At 62.4% G+C, this 19,945-nt stretch carries 19 protein-coding genes; 9 read left to right on the top strand and 10 right to left on the bottom strand.

Annotated elements, in window-relative coordinates; translation table 11 throughout:
* Positions 1-21: 21 nt before the first annotated feature.
* Genes ACM6IM_RS03600 through ACM6IM_RS03620 form a run of 5 tightly spaced genes read right to left on the bottom strand, consistent with a single transcriptional unit; the run spans position 22 to position 4,848 of the window.
* On the bottom strand, positions 22-1,035 hold the full coding sequence (locus ACM6IM_RS03600) for a proline racemase family protein (protein WP_414864190.1): 1,014 nt from the start codon (positions 1,033-1,035) through the stop codon (positions 22-24).
* 56 nt (positions 1,036-1,091) lie between these two features.
* Positions 1,092-1,880 carry an ABC transporter permease gene (locus ACM6IM_RS03605; RefSeq protein WP_414864191.1) on the bottom strand — a complete coding sequence of 263 codons (789 nt, stop codon included), beginning with the start codon at positions 1,878-1,880 and terminating at the stop codon, positions 1,092-1,094.
* A complete protein-coding gene (locus tag ACM6IM_RS03610; RefSeq protein WP_414864192.1) occupies positions 1,880-2,719 on the bottom strand; it encodes an ABC transporter permease in 840 nt (279 codons plus the stop codon). The genes ACM6IM_RS03605 and ACM6IM_RS03610 overlap by 1 nt, the downstream gene beginning before the upstream one ends.
* Positions 2,716-3,783 (bottom strand): ABC transporter ATP-binding protein, encoded by a 1,068-nt coding sequence (locus tag ACM6IM_RS03615; RefSeq protein WP_201190236.1) that lies wholly within the window; start codon positions 3,781-3,783, stop codon positions 2,716-2,718. Before ACM6IM_RS03615 ends, ACM6IM_RS03610 begins: the two co-directional genes overlap by 4 nt.
* A gap of 15 nt (positions 3,784-3,798) precedes the next feature.
* Positions 3,799-4,848, bottom strand: coding sequence for an ABC transporter substrate-binding protein (locus ACM6IM_RS03620; RefSeq protein WP_192303468.1), 1,050 nt, complete (start codon positions 4,846-4,848; stop codon positions 3,799-3,801).
* Between the two features lie 108 nt (positions 4,849-4,956).
* Here ACM6IM_RS03620 and ACM6IM_RS03625 point away from each other — a divergent pair, with 108 nt between their 5' ends.
* Both ACM6IM_RS03625 and ACM6IM_RS03630 read left to right on the top strand, forming a co-directional pair.
* On the top strand, positions 4,957-5,994 hold the full coding sequence (locus ACM6IM_RS03625; protein ID WP_192303466.1) for a GlxA family transcriptional regulator: 1,038 nt from the start codon (positions 4,957-4,959) through the stop codon (positions 5,992-5,994).
* Positions 5,995-6,170: 176 nt separating this feature from the next.
* Positions 6,171-6,572 (top strand): hypothetical protein, encoded by a 402-nt coding sequence (locus tag ACM6IM_RS03630; RefSeq protein ID WP_414864193.1) that lies wholly within the window; start codon positions 6,171-6,173, stop codon positions 6,570-6,572.
* A gap of 63 nt (positions 6,573-6,635) precedes the next feature.
* On the opposite strand, the gene ACM6IM_RS03635 is transcribed toward ACM6IM_RS03630, so the two are convergent.
* Positions 6,636-8,810, bottom strand: a complete 2,175-nt coding sequence (locus tag ACM6IM_RS03635) for a TonB-dependent siderophore receptor (RefSeq protein ID WP_414864194.1) — start codon at positions 8,808-8,810, stop codon at positions 6,636-6,638.
* 171 nt (positions 8,811-8,981) lie between these two features.
* Between ACM6IM_RS03635 and ACM6IM_RS03640 the strand changes: the two genes are divergently transcribed.
* Positions 8,982-9,872 carry a serine hydrolase domain-containing protein gene (locus tag ACM6IM_RS03640; RefSeq protein ID WP_414864195.1) on the top strand — a complete coding sequence of 297 codons (891 nt, stop codon included), beginning with the start codon at positions 8,982-8,984 and terminating at the stop codon, positions 9,870-9,872.
* A 48-nt stretch (positions 9,873-9,920) separates the two neighbouring features.
* Here ACM6IM_RS03640 and ACM6IM_RS03645 read toward each other — a convergent pair whose 3' ends face one another.
* Positions 9,921-10,673 carry an SDR family NAD(P)-dependent oxidoreductase gene (locus ACM6IM_RS03645; protein ID WP_414864196.1) on the bottom strand — a complete coding sequence of 251 codons (753 nt, stop codon included), beginning with the start codon at positions 10,671-10,673 and terminating at the stop codon, positions 9,921-9,923.
* 105 nt (positions 10,674-10,778) lie between these two features.
* On the opposite strand from ACM6IM_RS03645, the gene ACM6IM_RS03650 reads away from it, so the two are divergent.
* Entirely contained in the window at positions 10,779-11,696 is a 918-nt protein-coding gene (locus tag ACM6IM_RS03650) for a LysR family transcriptional regulator (protein ID WP_414864197.1), read from the top strand.
* A gap of 50 nt (positions 11,697-11,746) precedes the next feature.
* Here ACM6IM_RS03650 and ACM6IM_RS03655 read toward each other — a convergent pair whose 3' ends face one another.
* Together ACM6IM_RS03655 and ACM6IM_RS03660 are read right to left on the bottom strand one after the other, a co-directional pair.
* The gene (locus ACM6IM_RS03655; protein ID WP_414864198.1) at positions 11,747-12,934 is read right to left on the bottom strand and encodes an ATP-binding protein; all 1,188 of its coding nucleotides are present in this window, start codon (positions 12,932-12,934) and stop codon (positions 11,747-11,749) included.
* Positions 12,935-13,021: 87 nt separating this feature from the next.
* Positions 13,022-14,440: an aldehyde dehydrogenase family protein gene (locus ACM6IM_RS03660; protein WP_414864199.1), complete on the bottom strand. Its 1,419-nt coding sequence runs from the start codon at positions 14,438-14,440 to the stop codon at positions 13,022-13,024.
* A gap of 108 nt (positions 14,441-14,548) precedes the next feature.
* Here ACM6IM_RS03660 and ACM6IM_RS03665 point away from each other — a divergent pair, with 108 nt between their 5' ends.
* The 5 genes from ACM6IM_RS03665 to ACM6IM_RS03685 all read left to right on the top strand — a co-directional run bounded on the left by ACM6IM_RS03665 (position 14,549) and on the right by ACM6IM_RS03685 (position 19,164).
* The gene (locus ACM6IM_RS03665) at positions 14,549-15,445 is read left to right on the top strand and encodes a LysR family transcriptional regulator (protein WP_414864200.1); all 897 of its coding nucleotides are present in this window, start codon (positions 14,549-14,551) and stop codon (positions 15,443-15,445) included.
* Positions 15,446-15,537: 92 nt separating this feature from the next.
* On the top strand, positions 15,538-16,140 hold the full coding sequence (locus ACM6IM_RS03670; protein WP_414864201.1) for a TetR/AcrR family transcriptional regulator: 603 nt from the start codon (positions 15,538-15,540) through the stop codon (positions 16,138-16,140).
* A gap of 360 nt (positions 16,141-16,500) precedes the next feature.
* A complete protein-coding gene (locus ACM6IM_RS03675) occupies positions 16,501-17,184 on the top strand; it encodes a type 1 glutamine amidotransferase domain-containing protein (protein WP_414864202.1) in 684 nt (227 codons plus the stop codon).
* Between the two features lie 97 nt (positions 17,185-17,281).
* The gene (locus ACM6IM_RS03680) at positions 17,282-18,427 is read left to right on the top strand and encodes an alkene reductase (protein ID WP_414864203.1); all 1,146 of its coding nucleotides are present in this window, start codon (positions 17,282-17,284) and stop codon (positions 18,425-18,427) included.
* Entirely contained in the window at positions 18,424-19,164 is a 741-nt protein-coding gene (locus ACM6IM_RS03685; RefSeq protein ID WP_414864204.1) for an SDR family oxidoreductase, read from the top strand. The genes ACM6IM_RS03680 and ACM6IM_RS03685 overlap by 4 nt, the downstream gene beginning before the upstream one ends.
* Before the next feature lie 25 nt (positions 19,165-19,189).
* Here ACM6IM_RS03685 and ACM6IM_RS03690 read toward each other — a convergent pair whose 3' ends face one another.
* Positions 19,190-19,915, bottom strand: a complete 726-nt coding sequence (locus ACM6IM_RS03690; RefSeq protein ID WP_201190202.1) for a Crp/Fnr family transcriptional regulator — start codon at positions 19,913-19,915, stop codon at positions 19,190-19,192.
* Positions 19,916-19,945 lie beyond the last annotated feature (30 nt).

A 19,945-nucleotide genomic window follows, 5' to 3' on the forward strand; every position in this document is an offset into this window, starting at 1 on the left:
CAAGCCCGCTCCCACTATTCTTCAGTTGATGACAAACCCTGCGCCCACCGGGTCGTTGCGTTCGATCACCCAGCGCGAAGTCCCCAGGATGCTCGCCGTCCCCTTGACCGTCGGCCGCACCGCCCGGGTGCCATTGAGGTCCACTTCACCCAGCAGGCAACCCTCGAAGGTGCCGCTGCCCAGCAAGCCTTCGGACAGGATCGGCTGGTTCAACCCCAGTTTCCCCCGCGCTTCGAACATCGCCATCATCGCACTGGTGCCCGTGCCGCCCGGGGAGCGGTCGAGCTGGCCGGCGCTGAAGACGTGGACGTTTTTGTAGAACGCGCCTTCGATGGTCGCCGGGTGCCAGAACGTGATGAAGTTGAGGTCATTGATGTGCGCCTCGGTCGGGTGCTGAATCTTCAACTGCCTGTTGATCTGATCCCGTGCCAGCAGGCCAAGGCGCGACAGTTCGCTGCCGTTGTCCGGACTGATGCGCAGGTCGCAGTCGGTCAGGTCGACGATGCCGAAATAGTTGCCGCCCCACACCAGGTCGGCCTTGAGGTCGCCATAGCCGGGAAGCTGGATCGGAATGTCTTGTGCCGCAACATAGGCCGGTACGTTTTCGAAACGGGTCCACAGCACCTTGTCGTCTTCGGACGCCACTTCGGCCACGACCAGCCCGGCGGTGGTTTCGAAGCGAATTTTGGTGATGCCGTCCTGGCCTCGAGGCACCAGCCCCAGGGCGACCATCGCCATGCTCACGGCGATGGTGCCGTGGCCGCACATGTGCGAATACACGCTGCCGTCCATGTAGATCAGCCCGGCGTCGTACTCGCTGCTCGAAGGCGGGGTGAGGAACACGCCGAACATGTCCTTGTGCCCGCGTGGCTCCTGCATCAGGGCCTTGCGCAGCCAGTCGTAGTTCTGCTCCAGGAAGCGCCGCTTGGCCAGAATGCTCGAGCCGGCGGGGTAGGGAATACCGCTGTGGACGATGCACAGGGGTTCGCCTTCGGTATGGGTATAGATGACATCGAACGTGTCTTGCATGCGCATGACGGTACTCTCCTGCTAACGGGACGTATGAGTGTTGTGTGGGTGGGGTGGGGTGGTTATTTGCGTTCGGACAAAAGGTCCAGGCCGATGCACAGATCCAGAATGATCACGGCGACCACGACGACGAGGATGGTCGCGCCGGACGCGGCGGCGATGGTCGGGTCGACGGTGTATTGCACGTAGTTGAAAAGCTTCACCGGGATGGTGTTCAGGTCCGGGGTGGTGTTGAAGATCGACAGCTCCACGTTGATCCAGGACGAGATGAACGCGAAAATCGACCCGGTCACCAGGCCCGGCCGGATCTGCGGCAGGGTCACCAGGAAGAACGTGGTCCAGGGTGTGCCGCCCAGGTCGCTCGAGGCTTCTTCGAGGGCCCGCTGATCGGGCGTCAGCATCGACAGTACCGAGCGCAGGACGAAGGGCGAGATGATGATGGTGTGACCGATCAGCAAGGCGAGGAAACTGCGGGTCAGGCCGAAGTAGCCGCCGAACTGCAACAGCGCTGCACCCAATACGATGTGCGGAAACACCAGGGGCGACGTCAGTGCCGCGACGATCGTGCCCTTGCCGCGAAACTCGTAGCGGGCCATCGCCAGCGCGGCCGGCACACTGAGCAACACGGCGACGAAGGTCGCTGCCAGCGCCAGGATCGTGCTGGTCGCAAAGGACGCCACGTAGCTCGGATCGCTGAGCATTTTGCCGTACCAGTCCAGCGTCCAGCCCTGTGGCGGGAAGGCCAGGAACGAGGTTGCGGTGACCGAGACGCCGAGGATCACCACCAGCGGCAGCAGCATGTAGCCGAGCACGGCCCAGGACACGAGTCTGACCAGTACTTGCGTGATCATCAGTTGCTCCCCCGAATGTTGCCCACCCGCCCGGCGATGCCGACCATGACCAGGGTAAAGATCAGCAGCACCACGCTAAGTGCGCCGCCATAATTGAAATCGAACACCGAACTGTATTGCTGGAAAATCAGCATCGACAGCACCGAGATCCGTCCGCCGGACAGCAGCGCTGGCGTGACGTAGGCGCTGGCCGCCAGGGTGAACACCATGATCGAGCCGGAAATGATGCCGGGCATGGTCAGTGGCAACACCACATGGAAAAACGTCGCGCGAGGGCTGGCACCGAGATCGTCGGACGCCTGTTCGTAGGCCGGGTCGACCTGCGCCAGGGCGTTGCCGGCCGCCAGCACGATGAACGGCAGCAGGATGTAGACCATGCCGATCAGGATGCCGAGTTCGGTGCCCAGGAAGCGCACCGGCGTGTCGATCAGGCCGATGTCCATCAGGCTTTGATTGACCAGGCCCTTGCGCCCCAGCAGCACCATCCAGCCGAACGAGCGCACGATGTTGCTGGTGAACATCGGCACCACCAGCAGGATCACGCAGGCGCGACGCCAGGCTCGCCATTTCACGACGCGCACCAGATACCAGGCCAGCGGATAACCCAGCAGCAACGAGATCAGCGTGGTCAGGGCGGCGATGCGGAACGTCACCAGGATCACGTCCCAGTGGTACTGATCGCCCAGCACCTTGATGTAGTGCTGCAGGGTGAACGCCTGGTCGCCACTGGTGGTCAGGCTGGCGAAGATCACCACCGCGAAGGGCGCCAGAAAGAACGCGGTGAAGAATGCCAGGGCACCGAACAGCATCAGCGACGGCGCGAGTGCGGTGCGTCTCATACCGTTTCCCCGATCAGGTGCAGGTGCGCCGGATCGAAGCCCAGGCGCACGGCGCTGCCAGAGATCAGGTCGGCCCGGGGCAAGCCCATGGTTCGGGCCACGACGGGTTGGCCGTCGATCATGGAGTGGACCAGGGTGTGGCTGCCCACGCTGATGACATCGGTCACCGTGCCGTGGAGTTCGCAGCGCCCGGGGCTTTCCAGGCTCGAGGCATCCAGTACCTGCACATGCTCGGGGCGCAGCACGGCCGTGCCGCGTGGCAACAGGTTTTTCGCCATGTAGAGCAACGGGGTATGGGTGACCGCCAGGTGGATTTCACCACTGTCGCGGGCCTCGTAACCGATCAGGTTGGCCTCGCCAATGAAGTCCGCGACGAAACGCGAAGCGGGGGCGCTGTAGATCTCGCTGCTGGTCCCGACCTGTTCGATGCGTCCGGCGTTCATCACCACGATCCGGTCGGCGATGGTCATCGCTTCTTCCTGGTCGTGGGTGACGAAGATGAAAGCGATCCCCAGCTTGGCCTGCAGGTGCTTGAGCTCCAGCTGCATGCGCTTGCGCAACTTCATATCCAGCGCCGAGAGCGGTTCGTCGAGCAACAACAGTTTCGGTTGGTTGACGATGGCGCGGGCCAGGGCCACGCGTTGCTGTTGCCCCCCGGACATGCCACGCGGAAAACGGTCTTCCAGGGCCTCCAGGCCGACCATCGCCAGGGCTTCTCTGGCCTTGAGCTTCGCTTCGTTGCGCCCCAGTCCCTGACGCCTTGGGCCGTAGGCAATGTTCTCCAGCACGGTCATGTGCGGAAACAGCGCGTAGTTCTGAAACACCGTGTTCAGGGGCCGACGGTAGGGCGGCAGACGGCTGACGTCCTGGCCGTCGATGGCGATGCTGCCCGAGTCCGGCTGCATGAAGCCGGCAATCGAGCGCAGCAAGGTGGTCTTGCCGCAGCCGCTGGGGCCGAGCAGGACGATGAATTCGCCCTGCTGGATATCCAGATTGATATGGTCCAGCGCCTGGAAAGGCCCGAAGTGTTTACAGACGCGGTCGATGCTCAACAAAACTGACATTGCAGACCTCACGAGCTACTTGGCGGTGACTTTGCGGTTCCAGTCGTTCGTGACGGCGGCGCGCTGCGCGTTGATCTGGCTCCAGTCGAACAGACGCAGGCTGTCGATCGAACCGTTCACGCCCCAGGGCAATTTGCGCGCCACGTCCTGCGCGACTTCAACGTCTTTGACCGCCGGCCCCAGGTACAGCTTGCTGGCCAGGCAGGACGCCGCTTCGCGGGTCAGCGCGGTGTTGATGAACTGCTCGCCGGCTTTGCTGTTCTTGGCGCCCTTGATCAGGTGCAGGCGGGCGTCGGTGGCCCAGGCACCTTCCTTGGGAATGGTGAAGCCGATGGGCGCGCCTTTGTCGATCAGGTCCCAGGCGCCGACGTTGAAGTGCGCCCCGATGATCGCTTCGCCACTCTGGAAGGCATTGGTGGCGGCGCCCGAACTGTCAAAGAACAGCGCGGTGTCCAGCGCACCGAGCTTGCTGTAGACCTGGTCCAGATGGGCGCGGTCGATGCCCCAGACGTCGGCCATGAAAAACACGAAGGGCACCCCGGACGAGTTGGCGGGCGAGGGCAGCGCGATGGCGCCGGCGTACTCCGGGTTCCACAGGTCTTTCCAGCTGGTGGGCGCTTGCTTGATGTCCTTGGTGTTGTAGGTCAGGCCAAGGGAGTAGTAACCGCTGCTCACCGCGAAGGTGTGGCCGGCGTTGCTGTAGATCGCCTTGTCCTGCACGTTTTTCAGGTTGGGAATCGCCGCCGGGTCCAGGTCGGCGACCACCCCGGCGTCATAGGCCATTTCGCTGATGCCGCCGTCCATCCAGGCCACGTCGATCGTCGGGCTGGATTTCTGTTGCTGGAGCTTGGCCAAAGTGACGGTCGAGGTGCCGACTTCGGCGGCCACGGCGATCCCCGTGGCCTGCGTGAAAGGTTCTGCAACACATTTGAGGAACGCGTCACCCCAGTTACCGCCGTACAACGCCACGGTCAGTTTCTGCGAGTCGGCCAGGACGGCCGGTGAGGCGATGCAGCCGGTGACTAACAGCGCGGCGGTGATTGTCTGACCCGTCTTGAGTTTCATCGTGTGTCCTCTATAGCTGTTGTTGGACTGTTCCCCTTGCGTGCATCTTGCTCGTATCGTCGATTCGAGCGCTTGCACTTCGGGGTCTTAAAGTTGAATAGTTAGGTCATGCCCAAAATGACTCCGGTAAACCCGCATTGCCAACTGTCCGCCGTTCCCGGCTGCGGGGCGAACAGCCGTCCGCAGCTGTCCGTGGGCTTCGTCCTGCTGGACCAATTCACCCTGGCGGCGTTTTCCGGGTTTATCGATGTCTTGCGCCTGGCCGCCGATCTGGGAGGCGGCAGCCGGCAGATTCATACGGCGTGGCAGGTGATGAGTGTCGACGGGTTGCCGCGAACTTCCAGTGCGGGCATCGCGTTGGAGGTGACCGGCGGCCTGGCGCAGGATCTGGAAGCGTTCGACTACGTGGCCATCTGCGGCGGCAACGATTACCTCAACACCCACATGCCGAGCCCATTGCGGGACTGGTTGCAGCGCGTTGCAAAGAGCCGGACGCGGCTGCTGGGCATTTGCACCGGGACCTTCGCCCTGGCGCAGGCGGGCGTGGTGGGCAGTCGTTCGGTGTGTGTGCACTGGAACGTGCTGGATGCCTTTCGCACCCGGTTCCCCAAGACCCCGGCCGCAGTCGATCATCTGTTCATCGACGAAGGCGACCTGATCACCTGCGCCGGTTCGACGGCCGCCATCGACCTCGCGCTGTACCTGGTGGCCCGCCATTGCGGGCGGGAGAAAGCCCAGCAGGCGGTGCGGCACATGATGCTGCAGGGGATTCGCCAGGGCCGGCAGCCACAGGCGCATTTCTACGCCAACCTCGAGGACATCAAGGATGAGCGCGTGCGCCAGGCCGCGCATTACATCGAACAGCGCATGGACAGCCTGCCGACCCTGGACGCCATCGCTCGTTACGTGGGCCTCGGCCGGCGCCAACTGACCCGGGCCTTCCAGCAGTCGCTGGGGCTGTCACCCATGGAGTTCCAACGCTCGCTGCGCGTGGAGTACGGCGCCTGGCTGCTGGTGAACAGCCACAGCAGCATCACCCAGATCGCCATGGATTGTGGCTTTTCCGATGGCGCGCACTTCTCTCGCGAGTTTCGTGCCCGGTTCAACATGTGTCCGCGCCAGTATCAGAATGAAGCGCGGGTTTGATCGCGGGTGCAGTGAGCCGTGTCGGCGTTAGCCTGTAGGAGCAAGCTCGCTCCTACAGTGGATCAATGATTCATTACCGGCATCGATAGTCACCATCATCCCAATGAAGTTCTCTCAATAACCGGGCGGCGTAACAATGGCTCCATACAAAACAACTACCCCCGGAGCACACAATCATGAAACGCCAAATCTTCCTCAGCATCGCTTTCTCGGTTCTCGCAGTTAACGCATTCGCCGCTGCTTCCGCTCACCCGGTTGTCGCCGAAGGTGGCTCGGATCGTCTGATCGAACGCCGCGTAGCTGAAGGTGGCTCGGATCGTCTGATTGAACGCCGTGTGGCAGAAGGTGGCTCGGATCGTCTGATCGAACGCCGTGTGGCAGAAGGTGGCTCGGATCGTCTGATCGAACGCCGCGTAGCTGAAGGTGGCTCGGATCGTCTGATCGAACGCCGCGTAGCTGAAGGTGGCTCGGATCGTCTGATCGAACGCCGTGTGGCAGAAGGTGGCTCGGATCGTCTGATCGAACGCCGCGTAGCTGAAGGTGGTTCGGATCGTCTGATCGAGCGCCGCGCTGTATGAAGATCGGAGCCGTAACGTCCAACAAGAAGCCCGGCCTAATCAGCCGGGCTTTTTTGTAAGCGATCAGAAGCTGTACTTGGCCGTCAGCATCAGATTGCGCGGCGTCCCGTAGCTGTCGCCACCGTACTGGGTGGAGGTGCTGATCGAGGCGTAATAGCTGCGGTCGAAGATGTTGTTGGCGTTGAGTTGCAGGTCCAGGTTGCGGTTGACCTGATAACCGGCCATCAAGTCCGTCGTCGCGTAGCTGCCTTGTTTCAGGCGGTATTCGCTGCCATCGGCCAGGGCGATGTCGTTGTACATGCGGCTCTGCCAGTAAACGCTGCCACCCACGCGCAGTTTTTCCAGCGGGCCCTGGAAGCGATAGCTGCTCGTCAGCTTGAACAGGTGTTCCGGGGTGTCGGTGTCGAATCGCTGATTCTCGTTCTGCGGGTTGGCGTCGTCCTTGAGCGTGTGCACACGGGCGTAGGTGTAGCCACCGCCGAGTTGCCAGTTTTCGGTGAGCGCGCCCTGCAGTTCCAGGTCGACACCCTGGCTGCGAATTTCGCCCGAAGGTTGGTAGCAATCGGCTTGCGGGCAGTTGGGTACGAAGACTTGTACCGCGCGGTTTTCCTGGTCGACGCGGAATACGGCCAGGCTCGCGTTCAGCGCGCCGCCCCAGTACTCACCCTTGATGCCGACTTCATAGTTCTTGCCCACAATCGGTTTGACTGGCGTCGCGGAGACGTCCTTCTCGCTTTGCGGAGTGAAGATGTCGCTGTAGCTGGCATAGACCGAATGATGCTCATCCAGGTCATAGATCAGGCCGGCGTAGCGGGTGACGTTGCGGGTCACCTTGTAATCGCCCTCGGCATCGCGGTTGTCGTAGTCGTACCAGTCAAGGCGCCCGCCGAGAATCAGCTTCAGCGGGTCGGCCAGGCTCAGACGGGTGGTGGCGTACACCCCGTCCTGTGTGGTGATTTCGCGCACGCGGTCGCTGCGCGTGAAGTTCGGTTTGCCGGCAGTGATCGGCCAGTCCATGGCATAGGGATCGTAGTTCTGGGTGGTCATGTCATAGACGCGCTTGCTCGCGCCGACGACCAGTTCATGGGTGCGGCCAAACGCCTGGAAAGGACCGCTGAGGAAACCGTCCAGCCCGGTCTGATTCTCGTCATAAGTCGCCTGCCATACCGTTCGCTCCAATGTGGGGCTGTTCCAGCGCGACTGGTACGAGCCGCTGAACACGCCATTTTGCTCGGCGTAATTGGCGTTGACCTGCAGCTTCCAGTCGTTGGCCAGGTTGTGCCGGATCTCGGCGAAGACCGTGTTGACCTCTTGGTCCTTGTTTTCCCAAGACGTACCGGGGTTGTAGGAACGCGGCAGGTTCAGGTGATGACCGTCGAGGCCGATCATCGATGAGCCCCAGAAGTAGTTGGTCTTGTCCTTCTGGTGCGAGAAACCCAAGGTCAGGGTGGTGTCCTCGCTCAGGTCGGCTTCGGTGATCGCGTAGAACAGGCCGTGGTTTTCCTCGACATCATCGATGAAGCTGTTGGAATCCCGGTAAGAGGTCACCACCCGGCCGCGCAGGGTGCCGCTGTCGTTGAGCGGGCTGGAGGCGTCGACTTCGCCACGGTAATCGTCCCAGCTGCCGGCAGCGCCGGTCAGGGTGACTTTCTGCTCGGCCAGCGGACGCTTGCGCACCAGATTGATCGCCGCCGATGGGTTGCCCGCGCCCGTCACCAGGCCGGTCGCCCCCCGTACGATTTCCACCCGGTCGAACATCGCCAGGTTTGGCTGCACGCCTACCGCCCAGCCGTTGTAACCGCTGGGAATGCCGTCATACATCAGGTTGTCGATATCAAAACCGCGCGCCGAATATTTCTGCCGCCCTGGGCCGTCAGAGGTGGAAAGGAACAGGCCGGGGGTGTTCTTGACCACGTCGTTGACGCTGGTCATCGCCTGATCGTCCATGCGTTGACGGGTGATTACGGTCACTGCCTGGGGCGTTTCGCGCATGGTCAACGGCAATTTGGTCGCGGTGGACATGGCACCGGTGGTGTAGGACGTGGTGCCCTCGGTGGTGCTGCCCAGTTGGGTGCTGGTGATTTCGGTTGCGCCCAGTTCCAGTGTGGCGGGGTTGGATGGCTCCTGCGCTGTGCTGGCGTCGTCGGCCATCGCCGGAGTCAGGGTCGCCATGCAGATGGCCATGGCCAGCAGATCTCTGGACGGACGGAAACAGCGCAGCGGGGTCGGGCGCAACATGGACGGCTCCTGGTTTTATTAATGATAATGTATATGAGAATCGTTACCAGTTATTGTGTCAGGGTTTTTCGTTGCGCAGAAGTGGGGAAAGCGAAAAAATGATCGGACAGGTCCGTTCGAGGTTTGCCGCAGAGCGGTCCGTAACCCCTTGAGCCATCAGGAAATCCGTGAATGCTTTGGTCCGTATCGCTCAATGGTCAGCCCACGCCGACCGCGCAAGCTCACGTCAGGGTCCCATGGTGGAGTTTCACCAAAACGGTGCTGGCAGCAGCAGCGCTGACGCTTGTGCGCGATGGTGTTGTCCGACTTGACGACCCAGTCGAGGAGGGCCCATTCACCCTGCGCCAACTCCTCAAGCATCAGGCGGGGCTTGCTGATTACTCGGAACTCCAGGACTACCACGCCGCCGTTGCCGAACATCGGCAACCCTGGCCCGCCGCCGAAATGGTCCAACGGCTTGACGGCACCCGGCTGCGCTATCCACCGGGGACCGCGTGGCGGTATTCCAACGTGGGATACATGCAGGTGGCCGCTCTGGTTGAGCGGTGTACAGGGCAACGTCTGGAACAGGCGCTGGCTCAACGAGTGTTCCTGCCCTTGGGTTTGACCCGGGTCCGGCTTGCACGAACACGGCAGGATCTGGCCGACGTACACCCGCCGTCCATGGCCGCCTATCACCCTGGCTGGGTGTATCACGGACTGCTCACCGGCCCGCTTTGCGAGGCCGCGCGATTGCTGGATCAATTGCTGGCCGGGCAACTGCTTCCTCCAGCGTTGCTGGGTGAAATGCAGCACGCCATCGTGCTTGGCGGTCCCATTCCCGACCGGCCCTGGGCTACGCCGGGTTATGGTTTGGGTTTGATGATTGGTACAACGAAGGATGGGCACAGGCTGGTCGGTCATACCGGTGGCGGGCCTGGCGGCGTCATTGCGGTGTATCAGCTTCGCACTGACCAGTGCGTCGCGACCTGTTCTGTGTTTGGCGAGGACCGTGAGGAGGGAGCGGTGGAGTCCGAGGCCTTGGCGCGACTGCTGGCCATTGTCGGTAATCGCGCCGTTTGAGCTGAAGGTGGTCGCGACAGCTCAGCGGGCTGCCGCGACCGGAACGGCTCAGATCTGCGCCTGGCCACCGTCGACGAACAGCTCGATGCCGTTGACGAAGCTGGCGTCGCTGGACGCCAGGAACAGTGCGGCGCTGGCAATTTCTTCCGGTTCGCCGACACGCCCCATCGGGATTTGCGCGGCGAGGTAATCCAGCAGGCCTTGCTGCTGGGCCGAGTCCGGACCTGCCAGGTCGACGAGTCCAGGCGTGCGGGTGGCGCCTGGGCTGAGGGTGTTGATGCGCACATTGCGATCCTTCAGATCCAGAATCCAGCTGCGCACGAACGACCGAACCGCAGCCTTGGAGGCCGAGTACACGCTGAATGCCGCAGTGCCCGAGCTGCCTGCTGTGGAGCCGGTGAGAATCACCGAGGCGTTCTTCGCCAGCAGTGGCAGCGCCTTCTGCACGGTGAACAACACGCCTTTGACGTTGCGGTCGAAGGTGTCGTCGTAATGCTGCTCGGTGATCTCGCCCATTGGCACCATCGAGCCACCGCCGGCGTTGGCGAACAGCACGTCGATGTGGCCGCGCTCGGCGCGGATCTTTTCATAGAGCGCATCGAGTTGGTCGAGCCGGGTCGAGTCCACTTGCACGCCGGTGGCATTGCCCACCCGGGCGACTGCGGCGTCGAGTTCGGCCTGGCGCCGGCCGGTGATGTAGACGTGCGCACCTTCTTCGGCGAAGCGCTTGGCCGTGGCCAGGCCGATGCCGGTGGTGCCGCCGGTGACCAGCGCAATTTTGCCATTGAGTTTGCCGTTCATTGATCGTTCTCCAGAGAGGTGTGTAGGTGAGGTGTGGGAGAAGCGTATCGACGATCAGATGATTTCAAAATAGAATTGTCCGCAACTCATCGTTGCAGAAATGAAATGAGCAAGTTGCCGGATTTTGAAGGCTTGGCGATGTTCGCCAAGGTCGCGGAGGAGGGTTCGTTCGCGGCCGCCGCGAGGATCATGGGCGTGTCGGTGCCCACAGTGTCGCGGGCGGTGGCACGGTTGGAAGAGCGATTGGGCGGCCGATTGTTCAACCGCACCTCACGCCAGCTCTCGCTGACCGAGTTCGGCCTGAGCATGGCGGCCAAGGCCAGCGACCTTTATCGCCAGGCCGAAGAGGTCGAAAGCGAAGCCCAGGACCTCTCCGTACAACCGCGCGGCCAGGTGCGCCTGGCCATTCCGATGTCTTTTGGCCTGCGCTGGGTAGCGCCGCTGATGCCCAAGCTGCTGCGGTTGTACCCCGAGTTGTCGGTCGACCTGCATTTGTCCGACGCCTCGGTGGATCTGATTGCCGACGGGTTCGATGCGGCCCTGAGGATCGCCGCACTGCCGGACTCATCGTTGGTGGCCCGGCGAATCTGTTCCGTTACGCAGTTTCTGGTGGCGTCTGCGGGTTACCTGGAACAACACGGCCGACCGGAACATCCGCGGGACCTGGCAAATCGGTCGTGCCTGAGTTATGCCTACCGCGCTCGCACTCAGGTGTGGCGGTTCACCCACCAGAGTGGCGTCGAAGAAGACGTGGTACCCAACGGGCCACTGCGGGTGACCAACTCCGATGCGATGATTTCGGTGCTGCTGGAGGGGCTGGCAATCGCCGAACTGCCCGAGTTCATGGCCAGTGAGTACCTGGCGGACGGTCGTTTGGAGCGCATCCTGCCCGAGTGGAGCATGACCCGCGGAGGCCTGTATTTCGTGACCCCGTCGGCGCGCACCCGCCCGGTGAAAATCAGGGTCCTTTCGGATTTTTTTGCCGAGCATCTTGCCGATCCGGTATGGCGCTGGCCGCGATAACCGACGGTTTTCGACTACGGCTGCCGACCCGGGCAAGGGCATTTTCATGCTCATCTGAAGTGAGTGGGGAATCTCGCGACAAAGTTCGTTCCCGACTCGACGGTCGAAGAAACACTCAACGTGCCATTGTGGGCGGTCGCGATCTGTGCGGCGATGTAGAGCCCAAGCCCCAATCCTTCACCGCGCTGGCCCGCCTGCGAACGGGAGAAGGGTTCGAACAGAAGCGGCATGAGTTGAGGGGGAATGACGGGCCCCTGGTTGGTCAGCGACAGGACAATCTCATCATTCTCCGAATAGGCCTCCAGGAGGATGGGCGTCGACTTTGAACCATGAGTGACCGCATTGATCAGCAGGTTCGACAGCAGCTGGCTGACGCGCAGCGGGTCGCAATAGACACCTGGCGGCACGTCCAGTGTCTGAATGATTTCTGAGTGCGGATGGGCGTTCAGCACTTCTTCGACGGTCAATCGGATCGTGGACTCCAAGTCATCCACCTGCTTGCGCCGCACTGGAATGCCGCGACCCAGGCGTCCCCTGGCGAAGTCCAGGACGTTCTCGATCAATACGCCCATGCGCGTGGAGCTGTTGCGGATCGCTGAGATCAGGTTCAGTGAGCGTTTGTCTTCGGTTTTGGTTTCCAGCAGGTCAGCACTCATGCGGATGGCGCTCAGCGGTGTTCGCAAGTCATGCCCCAGGACCGCAATGAATTGCTCGCGCAGCCTGCCCAGTTCGGTGGCGCTGCTCAACTCGGCTTTCGTTGCCTGCAAATGACTGTGAGCGTCCAGGCTCATCGCGATCAACTGGGCGAAGAGGGTGAGCGTTTGCGCGATGGCGGGCTCATCCAGGTTGGCCGGAACAGAGTCGATGGCACACAGTGTCCCGAAAAAATCGCCATTGGCCTTGATGATCGGGATGGAGATGTAGCTTTCCAGTCCGTAGATCCTGGGCGTGTGATGAAGCGAAAACAGCGGATGCGAGCTGGCGTGGCCGAAAATGACAGGCTTTTTGTGCTGCCGGATCTCGTGACAGATCGTCGACTCGAGCACCAGCTCACCACCCGGTTTCAAGCCAAAATCGATGGCGTCGTCGACGGCGCAGGCGACCCAGTTTTGCTCGGTGACCCTGGCGACCGCCGCGAAGCGCATGCCCGTGAGGTGCTTGACCATGCTCAGGATCACGGGCACTGCATCGATGCTGCGGATGGCTTCAATATCGGGGGTAAAGCTTGTGTTGGACATGAGGGGGCGCTTCGCATGGTTTTGACGAGGCTATCCCTTATCTCGCGTCCTGACTAATGGCATTTGATGGCAGGCGGTCGTAACCCTTCAACCGGTGACCACCGCCTTGGCTTCCAGAAACGCTTCAAGGCCAGACACACCGTTTTCCCGGCCGATGCCCGATTGCTTGAAGCCGCCGAACGGCGCGCAGGGGTCGATCGTGGTCCGGTTGATCAGGACTCCGCCGGCTTCGAGCTGCTGGGCAATCTGCTGAGCGCGATGGACGTCCGCCGAGAACACATAGGCCTGCAACCCGTAGATCGAATCGTTGGCCATCGACACCGCCTCGGCGTCCGTTTCGAACGTCAGGATCGACAGCACGGGCCCGAAAATTTCTTCCCGGGCAATGTCCATGTCGTTGCGTACATGAGCGAAGACCGTCGGTTTGACGAAATAGCCACGGTGCAATCCTTCGGGGCGTCCCTCGCCACCGGCGATCAGTGTCGCACCCTGTTCGAGGCCACGGCGAATGTAACGCTGGATACGTTCGTACTGGTCACGGCTGGCGAGAGGGCCCAGCACGGTTGCCGCGTCACGCGGGTCACCGACGGGCAGCGTTGCCAACTGTGCACGTACCAACCGCATCACTTCCTCCAGGCGCCGCCGTGGGACGAGCAACCGAGTGCCGGCAATGCACGCCTGGCCATTGTTCATGAACGCCACGGCCAACGCCTGGGGGACGACCACCGAAAAATCCGCATCGTCGAGCACGATCGTCGCCGATTTGCCGGTCAGGCCTAGGCTGACCCGCTTCATCGTTTCTACCGCTGCACGCGCAATCAGCTTGCCGGTCCGGGTTGAACCGGTGAAGGAAATTTTGGCCACGTCCGCGCTGGTACTCAGCTCATCACCGACATCCTCTCCACGCCCGAGCAGCAGGTTGAAGCAGCCATCAGGCAAACCTGCCGCATGCAGCGCCCGGGCCGTCACCTGGGTTTGCAGCGGGCTGAGTTCACTGGGTTTGATCACCGAGGCGCAGCCGGCTCCGAGGGCCGATGCCAGTTTGTTGCAGACAGTGCCGGCAACGCTGTTCCACGGCGCGATCAGGGCTGAGACGCCGACCGGCACCTGCTGCACCACGGCGTCGCCCAGGCGTCGGGTGAAGTCATAGGTTTGCAGGATGTCGGCGGTTCGGGCAAAGCACTGCGAGGCGTATTGGCTGACCCACTGCGCACGCGAGGCCGGGGCTCCGTACTCCTCGATGGTGACGTCGCGGATTTCATCGGCGTGGGCGAGCACGGCGGCTTGCAGTTGCCTGAGCATCTCGATGCGTTCGGATTTACCGGTTTGCCCCAAAGATCGTTGCGCTCGATTGGCGGCGCTGATAGCAGCCTTGGCGTCGTCGCGATTGGCCAAGGTGGCGGTGGCGATGACCTGTTCGGTCGCCGGGTTGACGCTGTGCACCACGGTTTCACCGTGGACCGGCACGAAACGACCATCGATGTAGGCCTGGTTGAACTGACGCATCACACGCTCCTCTGATTGAGCCCGAAGGGGTTGAGCGTCAGTTTAGGGCTGGGCTATTGTCTCGACTACGCGGGTAAATCCGCATGTTCCATTTGGAAAATCAGGACAATGCACAAGAGCGGACTCGTTGATTTGCATGTGGTGCTGGCTGTGGCTCGCCGCCAGAGTTTCCGCGCAGCCGCCGTGGAACTGGGAATGTCCAGCTCGGCGGTGAGCAGCGCCATCGCGGGATTGGAGGCGCGCCTCGGCTCGCGACTTTTTCATCGCACCACCCGCAGCGTGGCGCTGACCGATGCCGGGCGCCAGTTCGTCGAGCAGATTTCCCCGGCGGTCAAACAGATTGAAGAGGCCATGACGACGGTGAATGACCGGCGCCTGGTGCCCTCCGGAAACCTGCGGATCAACAGCTCCCTGGGGGCCGCTCTGATGAGTTGGCAGCCGTTCATGTCCGAGTTTTCCAGGCGCTATCCGCAGGTGACACTGGACATCGTGACCGAAGGCGAGCTGGTGGACATCGTTGCCGAGGGGTTCGATGCCGGCCTGCGGCCCAGTCATCTGGTGCCCAAAGACATGATTCGCGTGCCTCTGACCAGCGATGTGCCAATGGTCATTGTGGGGTCGCCGGCCTATTTCGATCAGCACCCCAAACCCACCCGGATCAGCGAACTGACCCACCATGCCTGCATCCGCGCGCGACTGCCCAATGGCAGGCCGTCGCCCTGGCAATTGAAATCCAGGGGCAGGTCGATCTCAGTCGATGTGCCGGGTTCGCTGGTGCTGGATGCGCCATTGATGATGCGCGAAGCCGCCCGATCCTCCTGGGGCCTGGCACACATGGCCCGCTGGTATGTGGCCAGCGACATCGACAGCGGCACGCTTATTCCCGTACTCGAAGATTGTGCCGTCCACTTGCCAGGCCTCTGCCTCTATTACTCCGGCCACCGTCATGTGCCCGCAGCGCTGCGCGCCTTTGTGGATCTGGTGCATGAGGTTCGTGGAGGGTAGGGCAGGTCTGTCTGCGATCGGATCCATCGACCGCGTGATGGCGGGATATCGCCGGCTAGACTGATCGTCTAGTAACGAATAACATGCCGAGCATGAGCAGCCCAAAGACACGCGCAACCACCGACGTCCGCCAGGAAATCCTTGATGTAGGCCAACGAATCATGGCCGCCAAAGGGTATTCCGCCGTGGGCCTGAATGAAATCCTGGCCACCGCCGGTGTGCCCAAGGGGTCCTTTTACCATTACTTCGGTTCAAAGGACGCTTTTGGCGAGGCCATGCTGGAAAGCTATTTCGAGACTTACCTGGCCGAGCTCGACGAGGTCCTGGCGCTGCCCGGGCTGACGATGGCCCAGCGTCTGATGAAGTACTGGGACATCTGGCAGCAAACCCAGTCGTTCCACGACTGCCAGGGCAAATGCCTGGCGGTGAAGCTCGGCGTGGAGGTGGCTGACCTGTCGGAGACGATGCGCGCGGTGCTCAAGCGAGGGACGTCGGGTGTCACCGATCGCCTGGCGCAGGCGATCGAAACCGGGGTCGCCGAAGGCTCGCTGACGTGCGAGGCTGCGCCCCATGCGTTGGCGCAGAGCCTCTACCAGTTGTGGGTCGGCGCCAGTGTCATGGTCAAGATCACCAAGAGTGTCCAGCCCTTCGAGACGGCGATGTCGACGACTCGTCAGATTCTCGATCTTGCCTGAGCCACGGGGCAGGGCGGTGTAGAGCCGCCCCCTCGCGGTTACCCTCCCGGGCCCGTCAGCGGCCAATCAAATACCGCCTGAACGCCTGCCTTGCGCCGGCTGATGACGATCTGCGCCCTCTTCCTGAACCGTCGAAACAACGAACGTGGAAGAAATCTCAAAAATTTACTAGACGACTGGTCTAATCGAGTATTAAGGTACTCACACATTGAAGGCATCGCAGCGGGGTTAAACGATGAACACATCGCACAGGGCGGACCTGATCATCGAGGCAGCGAACGCCTCTTTTTATTTGCCTACTAACTAGACGACTGGTCTAATTTTGTCATTCCACACCCACTCCGAATCAGGAACATCAATATGAAAATTCTCATGATACTGACCTCCCACGACACCCTGGGCAGCACTGGCCGCAAAACCGGTTTCTGGCTTGAAGAACTGGCGGCGCCTTACTACGCCTTCCTGGACGCCAAGGCCGAGATCGTCCTGGCTTCGCCCGCCGGTGGTCAGCCACCGCTCGATCCCAAGAGCAACGAGCCGTCCTTCCAGACTGACCTGACCCGCCGATTCGAAACCGACGCCGTCGCCACCGCGTTGCTTGCCAGCACCGTGCGCCTGGACAGCGTCTCGCCTGCCGATTTCGATGCCGTCTTCTACCCAGGTGGCCACGGTCCGCTGTGGGATCTGGCAGAAGACCCGGTCTCGATCCGCTTGATCGAATCGTTCCTGGCCGCCGGCAAGCCCGCCGCCCTGGTGTGCCATGCGCCGGGCGTGTTGCGCCACGTGAAACAGCCTGACGGCTCCCCCCTGGTCCAGGGCAAGAAAGTGGCCGGTTTCACCAACTCCGAAGAAGAAGCGGTCGGCCTGACCGACGTGGTGCCGTTCCTGGTCGAGGACATGCTCAAGGCCAACGGCGGCCTGTATTCCAAAGGTCCGGACTGGGCGTCCTACGTGGTTCGCGACGGCCTGCTGATCACCGGCCAGAACCCGGGTTCGTCCAGCGAAGCGGCGAAGGTCCTGATCGACGTGCTGAACGACGCCTGAGCCTGCCATTGGCGGCAAACGCTCCGGCGTCTGCCGCTGCCTCAACCCCGGCAGTTTGCAAGCCGACCCGACAGACTGACGCAACAAGGAATCAATCATGCAACATCGCTCGCTGTTCGAGCCCACCTCGTTGGGCGCCATCAGGCTGAAGAATCGTATCGTCATGCCGCCGCTCACGCGCCAACGCAGCGCTCAGCCCGGTGACATCCCAACGCCCCTCATGGCCCGGTATTACCAGCAACGCGCCAGTGCCGGCCTGATCATCAGCGAGGGCACCCAGATCGAACCCCGTGGCAAGGGTTACGCCTGGACGCCAGGCATCTACAGCCAGGCGCAGATCGAGGGCTGGCGCACCGTGACCGATGCCGTGCACGCTGAAGGCGGGGTGATCTTTGCCCAGCTCTGGCACGTCGGCCGGGTGTCTCACAATGCGCTGCAACCGGACAACGCCGCGCCCATCGCGCCGTCGGCGATCCAGGCGCAAAAGGCCAAGGCCTTTATCGAAACCGGCCCGGGCACGGGCACCCTGGTCGAGCCTTCCCTGCCGCGGGCGCTGAGCGTCGCCGAGATCAAGGCGCTGGTGGAACTCTACGCCCAGGCCGCGCGCAATGCCTTGAGTGCCGGTTTCGATGGCGTCGAGATCCACTCGGCCAATGGTTACCTGGTCAACCAGTTCATCTCGGCCCACGCCAACCAGCGCACCGATGAGTACGGTGGCTCGCTGCACAACCGCCTGCGTTTCCTGCGCGAAGTGGTGCAGGCCGTCGGCGCGGTGGTCGGGCCTGAACGCGTCGGGGTGCGCTTCGCGCCGCTGTTCACCAGCACCGATGAAGACCGCGTGTACATCGGCTTCGTCGAGGAGGACCCGCACCGGACCTACATCGAAGCCATCAAGGTGCTCGAGCAGGCAGGCATCGGTTACCTGTCGATTGCCGAAGCCGACTGGGCGAATGCGCCGGACCTGCCCGAGACATTTCGGCGCGAGGTGAGAAGCACCTTCAGCGGCCGGATCATCTACGCCGGCTTGTACACCGCAGACCGCGCGGCGCGCCTGGTCGAGGCGGGCCTGGCTGATCTGGTTGCATTCGGGCGGCCCTTTATCGCCAACCCCGATTTGCCCCGGCGCATCGCCAATGGCTGGCCGCTGAATGCCCTGAACGCCACCGGCCTGTATGGCGGCGATGAGCAAGGGTTCACGGATTACCCGACATATTCCCCTTCCAGATGTGAGGTGTTGTCATGAGTAAAGGTATCGAAGGCAAAGTCGTTTTGATCACCGGCGGCAGTTCCGGTATCGGTGCCGAAGTGGCCCGGCTGCTGGCGGCACGCGGCGCCAGAGTCGCGGTGGCCGCGCGTCGGGCCGACAAACTGGAGGCGGTGGTGGCCGAGATCGCTGCCCAGGGGGGTGACGCCAAGGCCTACACCCTCGACGTCACCGACAAACGCCAGGTCGAGGCCGTGGTCGCTGCCGTGGTGACGGATTTCGGCAGGCTCGACGTGCTGATCAACAACGCCGGGTTGATGCCGATTCGCCCCATGTCGGAGGTCAACACCGATGAGTGGGACGCGATGATCGACGTCAACCTCAAGGGCACGCTGTACGGCATTGCGGCGGCGCTGCCCCGGTTCCTCGCGCAGGACAGCGGGCACATCATCAACCTGAGTTCGGTGGCCGGGGTGAAAGTCTTTGCCCCCGGCGGCACGGTGTACTCGGGGACCAAGTTCGCCGTCAGCGCCATTTCCGAAGGCCTGCGCCAGGAAGTGGGCGACAAGGTCCGCGTGACCTCCATCGCGCCCGGTGCGGTGGACAGCGACCTCAAGCACATTACCTCCGGAACGGCCAGGGACACCGTGCTCGACTTCTACAAAAAGGCGATCCCGGCCGCCTCGGTGGCGCGCGCCATCGCCTTCGCAATCGAGCAGCCCGACGACGTGGACGTGAACGAAATCGTGCTGCGGCCGACTCACCAGGCGTTTTGACCTGGCGTCGAGTGGCCGTGCGGTTTCAATCGTCGTGACGGCGGCTGTGCTGCAGCAGCCGGTCGGTCTCGGTCTTGACCACCAGGTAGCACTCGCAACTCAGCCGTTCCAGGCGGGTCCGGTCCAGCACCGTGATCTGCCCACGGCTGTATTCGATGACGCCCTGGCGCTGCAGTTTGCCGGCCGCTTCGGTGACGCCTTCGCGGCGTACGCCGAGCATATTGGCGATCAGTTCCTGGGTCATGTTCAGGCGATTGCCAGGCAAGCGATCCAGCGACAGCAGCAGCCAGCGGCACAATTGCTGATCGATCGAGTGATGGCGGTTGCACAGGGCGGTCTGCGACATCTGGGTGATCAGGGCCTGGGTGTAGCGCAGCATCAGCAGGAGCAGATCGCCGTGGCGGTTGAACTCTTTCTTGAGTTTTTGCCCCGGCAGGCGGAATGCGACGCCGGCGCTCTGTACCACCGCCCGACTGGAGGTGCTTTCGCCCCCCATGAACAGGGCGATGCCGATCAAACCTTCGTTCCCGACCACGGCGATTTCCGCCGACGAGCCGTTTTCCGTGACGTGCAGCAGCGAAACGATGGCGTCGGTGGGGAAGTAAACATGCCGCAGGGTATCCCCCGGTTCATACAGCACATCGCCCAGTCCCAGGCTGACCTGCTCCAGGTGCGGGACCAGGCGCTGGAGGTCGTCGGCGGGCAGCGCCGCGAGCAAGTGATTGTGGCTTGGCTGGTGTGAAGCGGACATGGGTGGGGCACCGTGGCGGAGGGGGGGTAC

Origin of the sequence: Pseudomonas sp. IT-P12 (assembly GCF_949767465.1) — a bacterium.
Classification (GTDB): Bacteria; Pseudomonadota; Gammaproteobacteria; order Pseudomonadales; family Pseudomonadaceae; genus Aquipseudomonas.

Coding starts and splice junctions, on each gene's coding strand:
- ACM6IM_RS03645 (WP_414864196.1), bottom strand. CDS start 10,673: ATGAACGGCAAACTCAATGGCAAAATTGCGCTGGTCACCGGCGGCACC.
- ACM6IM_RS03625 (WP_192303466.1), top strand. CDS start 4,957: ATGCCCAAAATGACTCCGGTAAACCCGCATTGCCAACTGTCCGCCGTT.
- ACM6IM_RS03600 (WP_414864190.1), bottom strand. CDS start 1,035: ATGCGCATGCAAGACACGTTCGATGTCATCTATACCCATACCGAAGGC.
- ACM6IM_RS03615 (WP_201190236.1), bottom strand. CDS start 3,783: ATGTCAGTTTTGTTGAGCATCGACCGCGTCTGTAAACACTTCGGGCCT.
- ACM6IM_RS03655 (WP_414864198.1), bottom strand. CDS start 12,934: ATGTCCAACACAAGCTTTACCCCCGATATTGAAGCCATCCGCAGCATC.
- ACM6IM_RS03660 (WP_414864199.1), bottom strand. CDS start 14,440: ATGCGTCAGTTCAACCAGGCCTACATCGATGGTCGTTTCGTGCCGGTC.
- ACM6IM_RS03675 (WP_414864202.1), top strand. CDS start 16,501: ATGAAAATTCTCATGATACTGACCTCCCACGACACCCTGGGCAGCACT.
- ACM6IM_RS03635 (WP_414864194.1), bottom strand. CDS start 8,810: ATGTTGCGCCCGACCCCGCTGCGCTGTTTCCGTCCGTCCAGAGATCTG.
- ACM6IM_RS03680 (WP_414864203.1), top strand. CDS start 17,282: ATGCAACATCGCTCGCTGTTCGAGCCCACCTCGTTGGGCGCCATCAGG.
- ACM6IM_RS03665 (WP_414864200.1), top strand. CDS start 14,549: ATGCACAAGAGCGGACTCGTTGATTTGCATGTGGTGCTGGCTGTGGCT.
- ACM6IM_RS03670 (WP_414864201.1), top strand. CDS start 15,538: ATGAGCAGCCCAAAGACACGCGCAACCACCGACGTCCGCCAGGAAATC.
- ACM6IM_RS03690 (WP_201190202.1), bottom strand. CDS start 19,915: ATGTCCGCTTCACACCAGCCAAGCCACAATCACTTGCTCGCGGCGCTG.
- ACM6IM_RS03630 (WP_414864193.1), top strand. CDS start 6,171: ATGAAACGCCAAATCTTCCTCAGCATCGCTTTCTCGGTTCTCGCAGTT.
- ACM6IM_RS03610 (WP_414864192.1), bottom strand. CDS start 2,719: ATGAGACGCACCGCACTCGCGCCGTCGCTGATGCTGTTCGGTGCCCTG.
- ACM6IM_RS03620 (WP_192303468.1), bottom strand. CDS start 4,848: ATGAAACTCAAGACGGGTCAGACAATCACCGCCGCGCTGTTAGTCACC.
- ACM6IM_RS03650 (WP_414864197.1), top strand. CDS start 10,779: ATGAGCAAGTTGCCGGATTTTGAAGGCTTGGCGATGTTCGCCAAGGTC.
- ACM6IM_RS03640 (WP_414864195.1), top strand. CDS start 8,982: ATGCTTTGGTCCGTATCGCTCAATGGTCAGCCCACGCCGACCGCGCAA.
- ACM6IM_RS03685 (WP_414864204.1), top strand. CDS start 18,424: ATGAGTAAAGGTATCGAAGGCAAAGTCGTTTTGATCACCGGCGGCAGT.
- ACM6IM_RS03605 (WP_414864191.1), bottom strand. CDS start 1,880: ATGATCACGCAAGTACTGGTCAGACTCGTGTCCTGGGCCGTGCTCGGC.